Source organism: Lactobacillus sp. UMNPBX15 (assembly GCF_002553785.1).
Classification (GTDB): domain Bacteria; phylum Bacillota; class Bacilli; order Lactobacillales; family Lactobacillaceae; genus Lactobacillus; species Lactobacillus crispatus.
The window spans coordinates 1-12,247 of the sequence record NZ_PCYV01000006.1 but is presented as its reverse complement, the minus strand read 5'-3'; the positions used below and the strand labels follow the sequence as shown (position 1 = coordinate 12,247).

11 protein-coding genes and 1 pseudogene are annotated in these 12,247 nt (G+C 31.8%); 11 read left to right on the top strand and 1 reads right to left on the bottom strand.

The annotated features are described in order from the left end of the window. The first annotated feature begins 6 nt into the window (after positions 1 to 6). The 11 genes from CP366_RS02820 (at position 7) to CP366_RS02770 (ending at position 11,027) form a co-directional block, all read left to right on the top strand. A complete protein-coding gene (locus CP366_RS02820; RefSeq protein ID WP_089145714.1) occupies positions 7 to 1,380 on the top strand; it encodes an amino acid permease in 1,374 nt (457 codons plus the stop codon). 61 nt (positions 1,381 to 1,441) lie between these two features. Then, positions 1,442 to 2,542, top strand: coding sequence for a hypothetical protein (locus CP366_RS02815; protein ID WP_057726674.1), 1,101 nt, complete (start codon positions 1,442 to 1,444; stop codon positions 2,540 to 2,542). A gap of 106 nt (positions 2,543 to 2,648) precedes the next feature. Continuing rightward, positions 2,649 to 3,377: a gamma-glutamyl-gamma-aminobutyrate hydrolase family protein gene (locus tag CP366_RS02810; protein WP_005723688.1), complete on the top strand. Its 729-nt coding sequence runs from the start codon at positions 2,649 to 2,651 to the stop codon at positions 3,375 to 3,377. 12 nt (positions 3,378 to 3,389) lie between these two features. Further along, positions 3,390 to 4,787 (top strand): APC family permease, encoded by a 1,398-nt coding sequence (locus tag CP366_RS02805; protein WP_089145713.1) that lies wholly within the window; start codon positions 3,390 to 3,392, stop codon positions 4,785 to 4,787. Positions 4,788 to 5,538: 751 nt separating this feature from the next. Then, positions 5,539 to 5,814, top strand: coding sequence for a hypothetical protein (locus tag CP366_RS02800; protein ID WP_013087037.1), 276 nt, complete (start codon positions 5,539 to 5,541; stop codon positions 5,812 to 5,814). Between the two features lie 54 nt (positions 5,815 to 5,868). After that, positions 5,869 to 6,600, top strand: coding sequence for a hypothetical protein (locus CP366_RS02795; protein WP_013087036.1), 732 nt, complete (start codon positions 5,869 to 5,871; stop codon positions 6,598 to 6,600). Then, a complete protein-coding gene (locus CP366_RS02790; protein WP_013087035.1) occupies positions 6,597 to 7,313 on the top strand; it encodes an AAA family ATPase in 717 nt (238 codons plus the stop codon). Before CP366_RS02795 ends, CP366_RS02790 begins: the two co-directional genes overlap by 4 nt. Further along, on the top strand, positions 7,306 to 8,142 hold the full coding sequence (locus CP366_RS02785) for an McbB family protein (protein ID WP_089145712.1): 837 nt from the start codon (positions 7,306 to 7,308) through the stop codon (positions 8,140 to 8,142). The genes CP366_RS02790 and CP366_RS02785 overlap by 8 nt, the downstream gene beginning before the upstream one ends. After that, on the top strand, positions 8,143 to 8,952 hold the full coding sequence (locus CP366_RS02780) for a hypothetical protein (RefSeq protein ID WP_089145711.1): 810 nt from the start codon (positions 8,143 to 8,145) through the stop codon (positions 8,950 to 8,952). It begins immediately after the preceding gene. 1 nt (position 8,953) lies between these two features. Next, positions 8,954 to 9,946: a hypothetical protein gene (locus CP366_RS02775; RefSeq protein WP_013087031.1), complete on the top strand. Its 993-nt coding sequence runs from the start codon at positions 8,954 to 8,956 to the stop codon at positions 9,944 to 9,946. A gap of 4 nt (positions 9,947 to 9,950) precedes the next feature. Then, positions 9,951 to 11,027: a YcaO-like family protein gene (locus tag CP366_RS02770; protein ID WP_013087030.1), complete on the top strand. Its 1,077-nt coding sequence runs from the start codon at positions 9,951 to 9,953 to the stop codon at positions 11,025 to 11,027. A gap of 709 nt (positions 11,028 to 11,736) precedes the next feature. Here the strand turns inward: CP366_RS02770 and CP366_RS02760 are convergent. Further along, positions 11,737 to 12,090: pseudogene (locus CP366_RS02760) on the bottom strand (transposase); the annotation flags it as partial. Positions 12,091 to 12,247: the final 157 nt, after the last annotated feature.

Genomic DNA, 12,247 nt, shown 5'->3' with positions numbered 1-12,247 from the left:
TTGGAAATGGCGAAGAAAGCACCTGAATTAAAGCGGTCGATGACAGCCGGACAGATGGAAATGATCTCACTTGGAGGAGCAATTGGTGTTGGACTATTCATGGGGGCTAGCTCAACCATTAAGTGGACCGGTCCTTCAGTACTGCTAGCTTATATTTTTGTTGGGGTTATTTTGTATATCGTAATGCGGGCATTAGGTGAGATGCTTTATGTTGATCCAGGTACTGGTTCTTTTGCAGACTATGCTTCAGAGCATGTGCATCCAATTGCCGGCTATTTAGCCGAATGGGCAAACGTGTTTCAATACATTGTTGTCGGAATTTCTGAGGTGGTGGCAACAACAGAGTATTTGCGCTTTTGGTGGAAAGGCACCTCTGATTGGGCTGCCGGCGTAATTATTATTTTATTTTTGCTGGTGGCTAACTTAGCTAGTGCGAAAGCTTATGCAACCTTGGAATTCTGGTTTGCCATGATCAAGGTTGTAACGATTATCTTAATGATTTTGCTTGGCTTTGCGGTAATTCTATTTGGCTTTGGTAATGGCGGTCATCCAGTAGGCTTTTCTAACTTGTGGAGTCATGGCGGCTTCTTCACTGGTGGTCTCAAGGGCTTCTTTTTCTCAATGGCCATTATTGTTGGTTCTTATGAAGGAATTGAGCTAATTGGGATTTCAGCTGGTGAAGTATCTGATCCGCATAAGGCCATTGTTAAAAGCGTGAAGTCAGTATTGTGGCGGATTTTGATCTTTTATGTTGGGGCAATTTTTGTGATTGTCACAATTTATCCATGGAATAAATTAGATAGCATTGGCTCACCGTTTGTAACGACCTTTGCCAAGGTGGGAATTACCGCGGCAGCTTCAGTAATTAACTTTGTAGTTTTGACTGCAGCTTTGTCCGGTGCAAACTCGGGAATTTATTCATCAAGTCGAATGTTGTATAAATTGGCACACGAAGGTGAAGCACCTAAGACTTTTGGTCACGTATCTAAGAGAATCGTGCCTAGTCATGCGATCATTGGAATTACTAGTGGGATCTTTATTGGTTTCATGCTTAATGTTTTGGCACAATTTTTGAATAAATCACTAGCTAATGTTTTTGTTATTGTTTATAGTTCATCTGTTTTGCCAGGGATGGTTGCATGGTTTGTGATTTTACTAGCAGAGTTGCGTTTTAGAAAAAAGAACCCTGATTTGATGAAGAATCATCCGTTTAAATTGCCACTATATCCATATTCCAACTATTTTGCTTTAATCATGTTGGTTGTGATTGTAATCTTTATGTTTATTAATCCAGAAACGCAAATTTCTGTTGCAGTTGGTGCAGCAGTGTTGATTATTGCGGCACTGATTTATGTGGTTAAGCATCAAAAAGATAAATAAAATTGAGTAGTAGGTAAGAAGCCTGCTGCTTTTTTGATAAGAAAATGATTGGGGACAAAATATGGATAATCCGTTTAATCCTAGCTTTGGCCGAATTCCAGCAGTGTATTTGCAGCGAAAAAAACTAATTGCTGATGTGTCTCAAGGAATAGAGAATTTAAATAGTTCATATACAATTTCGATTGTTTATGGAATGCGTGGAATAGGCAAAACTGTCTTTTTGACAGCAATGGACAGAAAGATTAGTGCATATCCAGATTGGATTGTTGTTAATTTGGCCATGGGGATGAAGTTGTTGCCTTCTTTTATTAATAGCTTATATCTGAATGCAGATTCAAAACTAAAAAAATCATTTAAATCTATTGAAGGACTAAATTTCTCTAATTTTGGATTATCGCTTTCTACAGACATTAGTAAGTTAACATATCAAGATATTTTAACGAACATGTTTGATGAAGTAAGAAAAAATGACGTTAAAGTGTTGATTACCTTAGACGAAGTAAAACTATGTCAGGAGTTGAAAGATTTTGCAAGATGTTATCAATTATTAAATCGGCAGGGTTATCCTATAGCCTTAATGATAGCTGGTCTTTCTGAAAATATCTCTGAATTGAAAAACGAAAATATAACTTCATTCTTACTACGTGGAAAGCGAATAGCTTTATCAGCATTGAATCTCTCACAGGTTGAAGCTAGCTATAGTAAAGTTTTTAAAGAATCAGGTTATCAAGTGTCGAAAAAAATTCTTGAAAAAATGGCGTTGATGACAATGGGCTATTCATATGCCTTTCAGTTGCTAGGTTATTTAGTTTTGAAAGCTGCTAAAAAAAGTAAGGTAATAGATCAAAACACTTTAGAATGTATTAAATCAGAGTACTTATTGGTGCTAAAGCAAAATGTTTATACCAAAGTACTTAGTAGTTTGTCAAAGCAAGACCGAAAATTTGTTTTAGCTATGGCTCAGAGCCCAAAACATTGTGTTTCAATTAAAGAAATTCATGAAAGGTTAAACCGTCCAAGCAATTTTGTTGCTAACTATCGTAGACGCTTGTTAGATGATCAAGTTATCAAATCTACTAATTATGGTGAAGTGGCCTTTACTTTACCGTTTTTCAAGGAATATGTATTACGGCAGTATCGCTTTGAGCAGGGACTAGAATAAGAAATATTCAAAAATTATCGTATTCAATTCAAATCTAATATTGTACTTTTTCAAAGAAATTCTCTATAATATTACATACAAAAAGTAAGCAAAAGGAGGAGCATAAATGACAAAACCAATTATCGGTATCTCAGGTTCTGTAATTATTGACGATGGAGGAATTTTCCCTGGTTATCATCGTAGTTATGTGAACGAAGACTATGTAGATTCAGTAGTTCAAAATGGCGGTGTGCCTTACATTATTCCATTTACTGAAAATGATGAGGTAATTCGTGAACAGCTTAATCATGTTCAAGGCTTGATCTTATCTGGTGGGCATGATGTTGATCCACGTTTTTATGGCGAAGAACCAATGCAAAAGATTGGTGCTACTTGGCCTGAACGCGATCATTTTGATATGCGCTTGTTAAAGTTAGCAGAAGAAAATGGTATTCCGGTACTCGGCATTTGTCGTGGTGCTCAAATTATTAATGTGGCTCATGGCGGTACGCTTTACCAAGATCTTTCATACAGAAAAGAACTTACTTTGAAACACATGCAAGGTCATACGCCAACTTTGCCTACTCATAGTATGGAAGTGGAAGCTGATAGTAAATTGGCTGAAATTTTGGGTAAAACTGAATTTCGCGTTAATTCTTTCCACCATCAATTAATTAAAGACGTTGCACCAGATTTAAAAGCAGTGGCAACAGCTCCTGATGGTGTGGTTGAAGGGCTAGAAAATAAAAAAGGTAATGTCATTGCCGTGCAGTGGCACCCTGAAATGTTGCACCGTAATTCCGATGTAGCGTTTATGAATAACTTATTTAAGTTTGTTGTTGATAATGCAAAGTAAGGAAGCAAATAGATGAATGAAAAAACAGGAGATAAATTAGGCTTTTGGTCAATTGTACTATTAGCAATTAATGCCATTATTGGGTCAGGTATTTTCTTAACACCTGGTAGTGTAGTACAACAAGCCGGTAGTAAAGCCTTAGTTGTATATTTAATTGCGGCAATTTTCGCAGCGATTCTGGCCATTTCGTTTGCGGCAGCTTCAAAGTATGTCACTAAATCTGGTGCTGCCTATGCTTATTCCAAGGCCGCTTTTGGTAAAAAAATTGGCTTTTATATGGGAGTTCTGCGTTACTTCTCAGCCAGTGTAGCTTGGGGCGTAATGGCTGTTGGGGTAATTAAGTCAACTATTTCAATTTTTGGCGGAAATCCCAATAAGGCAATAAATGTCACAATTGGCTTTTTGATCTTGATGGCAATTATTACCGTGATCAACTTGTTTGGTCAAAAAGTAGTTAAGTATGTAATGAATTTAGCCACGATCGGTAAGTTGGCTGCATTGGTGTTAATTATTATTGCTGGGGTGGTTTTGTTAATTACTACTGGTGCATCAAGCAACCTAGGACAAGTAGATCAATTGACTCAGAATGATCAAAAAATTGTGCCAACTTTAACTACAACTACCTTTGTCATGGCAATTGTTTCAGCCTTCTATGCCTTTACCGGCTTTGAATCAGTAGCTTCTGGTTCAGAAGATATGAAGAACCCTGAAAAGAACTTGCCACGAGCAATTCCATTGGCAATCTTAATTATTGCGGTTGTCTATATCGGCGTTGTAGCGGTAGCGATGGTACTTAATCCACGCGCTTTAATGACGACTAAGCAAGTTGTAGCGATTGCGGCTATTTTTAATAATGAAATCTTACGTGATGTGATCTTAGTTGGTGCCTTGGTTTCAATGTTTGGGATCAACGTAGCTTCCAGCTTTAATGCTCCACGTATTCTGGAAGCTATGGCTCGAGAGGGTCAGATGTCACAAGCATTGACGAAGAGAACAAAGAATAACTTTCCAATTAGAACTTTCTTTATTTCGGTTGGCTTGGCAATTTTGATTCCGATGGCCTTTGAATACAATATGGTCAACTTGATTACTTTAAGCGCGATGGTTAGATTCTTGGGTTTTATCGTTGTGCCAATTGCGGTTATTCAGTTCTACCGCGGTAAAGGTACTGAGAAACAAGATATTCTTAATGCGGATAAGAATGTTTGGACTGATGTAGTTGTACCGATTCTTTCAATTATCTTAGTTATCTTCTTGCTGGTTGAATATAACTGGAAGGCACAATTTGGCGTGGCTAATAATGCAGGTCAAGTTATTGGCGTTAATTGGTACGCTATTGCGATGATGATCTTTGGCTTTGTATTGTTGCCATTGATTATGGCTTGGATTTCTAGAAGAGAACGGAGATAAGAATGATTAAGTAAGAATATCTTACATTTTTGATATGATGATATGAACCAAAAATGTAAGATGTATTATTTTTATTACCATCTTTCGATATTCTATCGGAGTATGGTTTTTTAGTACTGTTTTATGATTATGGTAGTGAATATGTTCTTTAAATTGTTTGCTCTAATTCATTCATAGTCTTAAATGTATTTTCAAAAACATCTTTCTTTTAAGAATGTTAAAGCGTATTACATTAAATCAGTTAATCGTCATGTATGACATAGATTGAATAATGCCATGATTTTTAGGCTACTTTGAAAAGTAGTGTGCTGATATATTGCTCATCAGGATAAATCTATTAAGTGTAAGATGCTTCTGATAGGCTAAATTCAGTATATTTATTACTTGTAAGACTGGATACCAATTTGATGTGGTTTAATGCATAAGTAATGATAAGTGATGGTCGGAATTTCTTTCTCATTAGGATAAAATTCAGTAGTATTCAAGTAGTACCAAAAAGCTAGTTGTAATGGAACTAGTCCATATAAAGAATAGCAAGTGTGTGGAGAGGTAATTGGAAGAAAGATGCAACTACATTATTAGATTTGCATTGAAAGATAGGCTCTTGACAATAGATAGTTCTTCATATATCGCATATTTAGTAAAAAATATGATATATGCAGCTTGTATTAAATTATAATTAATACTTGACAAACTTACATGATAGAATTATTATATTTTTAATCTAAGACATATGAAAGGAGACAAAATCATGGATGATTCTATCAATTTAAGTAGTTACAAAGATTCTTTTAACGTTTCTAAGAGAGAATATTCTCAATTAGGTGGTGCTAGAAGTAATAAAACTCGTTTTTCTTACAGAACAGCGGATGATGGTGAAAACTTATTTGGAATTGAGATGGTGCACCATCATGGTGGTGGTCATGGTGGTTCTCATGGCGGCGGCGGTGGTTTTCATGTAGTCGTTGCTTGCTGTGTCTCAGTATCAACTGGTGCAGCTGGGTTAAGAAAAAGAAAACGTAAATAGAGGAGGAAAATAGTTGTCAGCCTTGTAAGGCTGACAACTATTTTAATAAATACTATGAGTTTTATATTAAAAACCAAAGCTTTTGTAAGATTTTATGCTGAGTTAGCTGTTGATAATAAGATCAGCTTGCTTTTTACACTTTTATTCCCAGCAATTTATCAATTGCTCAATTCTGGAACGGGTACAATTACTAATAACAACGATTTTATACAAGTGTGTTTACCAATGATTGCATATATTATTGTAGCAACAGCCTTAAATGGCGTAACTATGTCTATTATTTCAACTAGAAATAGTGGGTATATAAAAGCATATTATTATGCTAGCGGTAGTAGGTGGGCTATCTATTTAGCAAATTTATTTGTTCAATTAGCTATAGTTTTATTAGAGAACATAATTTTTATAATAGCATTAATGATATTATATAGGTTCTTTTCTCTTACACTGTTAGCCACTTTTGTTTTGATGACTTTAATTTCATTTCCTTTTATTGCATTAGAATTCAATATTCTGTTTTTGCTTAGAATAAGGGCATCAGATATGTCTATTTTAGCAACTGCATTATTATTAGGGCTTTTATTTTTATTTAATGTTCCTATACCCAACTTTCTAAGAATTATAGCTGAAATTAATCCTTATATGTTCGTAAGTTCCGTTTTACATGAGTTATTACGGCCTAATATTGTCGTTCTTTTTAATGTAATATTCGATTGTATAATATTTGGTTTAGTTGGATTTATTGGGTTTCAGTTTTTTGATCTACAAAATAGGGGGATTAAGAATTGACGATTGAATTAAAAAACATAACGACCGGTTATTCTAAAAATAATGTTTTTGAGAATTTTTCAGGAAAAATTTCTTGTAATAATTTAATTGTTTTAATGGGAAAAAATGGTGTTGGAAAAAGCACATTATTAGATGTTATTAGTGGATTAAAAAAAATAGATTCAGGCTCTTTATATGGAATTCCCTCTACTAAAGAAATCATGTATATGTTTCAATCTACTCCCTTTTATTCAGATGTTAAGGTTAAACAAATGATAGATATGTACAAAAGTTTTGGGAAAACTACTAGCTTCGAAAAATATAAAATTATAAAAATAAAAAATTTTTTCGATGAAAATATTAATCCATTGTTAAACCAATCTCTGGGGGATTTATCTGGAGGCGAAGCAAAACTAGTGTTTACATATGCATCTGCAATGGTGCCTAAATCACTATATTTATTTGACGAGCCACTTTCTGGAGTTGATCCAGAAAATCGAATTAAAATTATTAAGTTATTGGAAGAACTTGGACGAAAAGTACCGGTTATTATTACTTCACATGAAATTTTACCATTTAAAAATATTAATTGTACTTTAAAGTATTTATCGGCCCACAGATTTATTTTTTCTGGTAGTTATGCTCAGTTGACTAAAAAATATGGTGCAACGCCTGAAGAGGCATTTCTTAATTTAACTCAAGAAATGAGAAAGGAAAATAAAGGATATGAATAAGAATATTACATACAGAGTTGCTCAGTTCGCTATATATGAATTAGATAATCAATCATGGGTGCTACAAACAACAGAGCGTATTAATATTATTAAAAATATTAAATTAGTACATTTTTTGAAAAAAATTATGTACAGAAGATATATCACTGCTGATATATTACTTCAATTAAAAGAAAAATATGAAGATATTTTTGATGATATCGTTAAATATCTTCAAGAGAATGAAATACTATTACCGTTAAAGAATCTAAATTTTAATCTACAATCTACACTGTTAGTTACTAATAGCAAAAAAATTTATAATTTTTTTAACAATCATTATTTCGATCAGACTATATTATTACGAAACTTAAAAAATATTGATTTAAAAAATACTTTAGTAGTAGTTATTTTAAATCCTTATAATCCTGAAATAGTTCGAAAAATATATAAAAAAATCTCTAATAATAATTTCCTAATATTGGGATATTTTTATAATTTTAATTTTTATTTGGATAATATTTATCACCCTGAATTGGAATTACCTGATCATTTTGATCATATAAAGTACATTCAAACAAAAATATATTCAGATCAAACAAGTTATACTTATCAAGATTTAGTTGACATTATTTTTGAAAAAGATCCTAATTTCGGACTCATTTATCCAATTTCTTGGGTAGATTTAATTATGATATCAAATTTAGTTTTGGAAAGAGTGTTAACTATTTTTGATTTAGATGAAGATACTAATTTATACATGACTAAAGAAATACTTAAGATGGAAGAGTTAAATATGAAGACGCATAAAAAAATGGAAGATTTTGCTGAATTTTGGGAGATGGGTTAATTGAAAGATAATAAGGATTCGTTTTCTTGGCAAGATAGTTTGGTTGATTGGCCTGATTACACGGGAAATAGTTTTCCAATTACTACGTTTAGAGAAGTAAGCAAATTTGATTTGTTAAGCTCGTCTACAGCATTATGTGGAAATGAAAAAAGCTATCTAGATGATGAAATGCTTTCTTGGCTAAGACATGCGGAAAGAAATAGCAGAATACCTCAAAATTTTGAAGAGAAGATAAATTTAAAAAGTAATAATTTGGATAGAAAAAAATGTTCTTATAGATCTTTTAAAAATAAAAAAATTGCTTATGATGATTTCTCTTCACTAATGTATAAAGCTTATGGTTACGATGAACAAAATAATACTAGAGGTTATGGATCAGGAGGAGGACTATATCCGATTAATGTGATAATCTTTGTACTTGAAGATAATGCCATTGAAGACTTAAAAAGAGGAGTATATTATTTTTATCCCTTAAAAAATTGTATTTATCGTCTGAATTCATTTAATGGTATTTCAAGCAATAAACTGAATATGGCCTTGTATCCAAATAGAAAAAAGCCATATTCTAATATTGCTATTGGTTATGCTGCTGATCTTAGAAAATGTATTAGAAAGTATCAATATCTTGGCTACAAAAATGCATTAATTGAAATAGGATTAATGATACAGGCATTAAAGACTGCTTTACCTCAAAATATGGGAGAATTTAGCTGTCAAGATTTTAATAATAGATTGTTAACTACTATAGCTGATTTAGATAAAAGAAATGCTCCTATAGAAATAATACAGTGGATAGGAAGAATAGATTAACATGTTAAATTTTTATATTTCCGCATCGCAAACATATAATCTGTTTAAAGAAGATTATATATATTCACGTGCTACTTTTAATTCAATATTGGTTAATAATATGCTCAGTCCTAATGGGGGGAATGCTATTTCAAGAAAGTCGAATTTCTCATTGGCTAAAGCTATTTCAGAAGCTTGCGAACGACATGCTTTAGTTATTCCAACGACTAATCCTCCAAAAAAGTATGTTTCGTATGATGTAATAACGAACAAGATTAAATATGTTTCGGGTTATAAGATAGGTTATAATTATCAGGCTGATTCAACTGGCACTGCTACACATTTAAATATGTTTAGTGCTATTGAACACTCAATTGGAGAACTTATTGAAAAAAATGCCTTATTAAGAATGTGGTATAAGAATGATATTAAAAACATATCTACTATGGGTTGGCAACCCAATAATAGGAAAACTATTTTTTTATTGAATAGTTTCTTTTTTCCATATTATGTTGTTTTGGCTGCGTATAAAGATGAAAATCAATATTGGCATTGTGGGTTAGGAAGCTCTTTAAAAAGCGTGGACATCGCTAAGCAAAAAGCATATGAAGAATTGAATTTGATGTGGTTTCAGAATAATATAGATAGAGTTAATGTTAGTTTATCAAAAAAGTATAATAAAACTTTGTATTGGAAGTGGAATTCAGAACAAATTCAGCATATGGATATGCTATCTTCAATAAGTCACGTTAGGAGGAATAAGTGTTCCGGTCATGATCCGAAAAATATTCATGAATTGGGGTTACTGCTTTCTTGTACATTTAAACACATGTACGTAGTATTAATTACAGATGACTTATTTAACAAGCCTTTATTGACTGCTAGGTGTTTTAGTGATGAATTAATATCCTGCGTTGTCCCCAAATTTCAATTATTGAAATTAATTTCTAATAATTCAATTAATTTTATAAGTTTAAAAGATGTAAAAAATAAGGTAGATTGTCCAATAGTTTAAAATTATGTCAGAATTAATAAAAAATCTTAGAATTTCAAATTCTATTTTTGAAAAAGATACAAGTACAATAAAAATTGATGGCTTTTTTAACGCTTTACTTGGTGTGGCTAATAAACTTACTTTATCTGATTGCTTAAAGTCTGGAATGGGTGAATTTACAGAAAGGTATATTGAATTACATCCATCTAATAAGTTAAAAAAAGTTGCTGCTTTAAACATCGTTGATAATAAAATCAATTTTATTGATCCTCAGAAAGTATATTTATTAAGAGATACGGAGAATTATAATATTAATTCTTTTATTGACTCAAGTGGAACAGCTTACTTTACTAACGTGGAAGATGCGATTAAGAAAGCTTTCTTTGAATTTATAGAACGACAAAGCTTGGTTTATTCGTTTTTACGGGAATGGCCAGGTAAAAAAATTAATAAGAGAGTTATCCACAATCAATTAAAGCCGTATTCTAAATTTAAATTTTCTTATTTAATGATAAATGATATCTCAATAATAAAGGATATATATGTTATTCTTTTTGTGGGTATAAATAGAAATTCATATAATGTAGGTTTGGGAACGGATTTTAATTTGCTAACAGCTATAAATAATGCTTTAGCAGAAGGGATGGGGAATAGTCCTTTTTATGTTTCAGATAATGAAATAAAGAAGAGAAATAAATTATTAAATACTTTAGATTATCACTTAAAGTATACTGATTTACAAAGCATTGAGTCTTATTCGATGATATTTTCAAATTGGTTAACTCCTAGATATATATTGAAAAAGTTTAATTATTTAAATAAAGCTAGTGTGCAGGAAAATAAAAAGAAAGACCCGTATGTTTCTTTAAGTATAATAGAAAAAATAAAAAGAATTTCTATGGAAAATTCAATAAAACCCTATCTTACATTTTTAAATGGTAAATCTGAAAATATAAGGGGTATAGTTATGCATTTTTCTGCTAAAGAAGCATATCCTCATATTTTTACTCCATTTATAAATCCAAATAATTATAAAATTTCTTATCTTTTGCATTCAAATAATAATTTTCCAAATAAATATAAATATTTACCGTTTCCTTAAGGCGATTATACTAAAAGAAATCTAGTGTTAGATAGTAATTTAACTGAATGATTGTCTGGCACTTTTATTTTTGCTTTAAAATGAATGCACATAATCATTGGATGGTTTGATTGACCTAATACTTTGGAATAAACAGGAGTAGAGACATTTTTATTGTTTTCAACTATACCCCGAGCATTTCCGCTTGATGCTGTCACTTTGAATAAATAGATTTCAATAAAATTATTGACCAAAGTATTTTAGTTCCTGATGAATTTTCATCAGGAATTGATAAAACTACTTTGAAGAAAATTGAAAATAAACTGTTGGATTTACAGACAACGATTTTGTACATTACTCATGTTTTAGATGATAATCTTAATGACAGGTTTGATGAAGTAATAAAATTAGAATGATGTTATGAATAAAATAAAGAAGATATTATTTGCCACATTAATCCTAGTGATAATTTGCTTTTGGCTTCAGAAAATAACTCATAAAAACGGTAATTTTTGGAGTATTATTCCAATTTATTGGGCTAGTTCAGCAGCCTATCAATTTCAAATGCATGCCAATGTATCCAAAAAAGCAAAATCGATAGTTAATTTTACTCTGACAATCTTAGCAGTAGGATTATTAGGAATATTTATTTATGTTTTACTTCATAGCTAAAAAAGCTGTTAGGCATAACAAACCTAACAGCTTTTTCAATACATCAATACGCGTGATGCTAGTTAAATCGTTCTAGACAATAAGCAATATTTGAAGCAAGAATTGCTACTTCAAGCCGTTCCTGAAAGCCTGTCAGACTTCTGGCCCGATTGTTTTCTGCATTGTAATAGGCTAACAATGAAAAGTCACTTTCAATAGTTCTTCTAATTGCCATTAATTCATGATCATTATGCTCTTTGGCTCCCTTCATATTTTTTCTGTATGGTGTCCAAAGAGTATAGCCCAGCTTTTTCAGCTTATCATACAGTTGTTTTCCTAAATATCCTTCATCACCCAAAATATATTTTTGCTTAAGATCTGTATTTAGTATTAATTCTAATGCTTCTTTAGCATCGTGCACAGAAGCCGAGACTGTAAAATAGTTTGTGTAAGGATGAATGATTCCTTAAATTTATTTCTTTAAACATTAGAAAAAGGAGTTCCTTTCTCGTATGATTGGTTTGAACAAAAAAACACATACAGAAAGAAGAACTCCTTCATGAATGATTTTACCAAAGATTTTGCTCAAG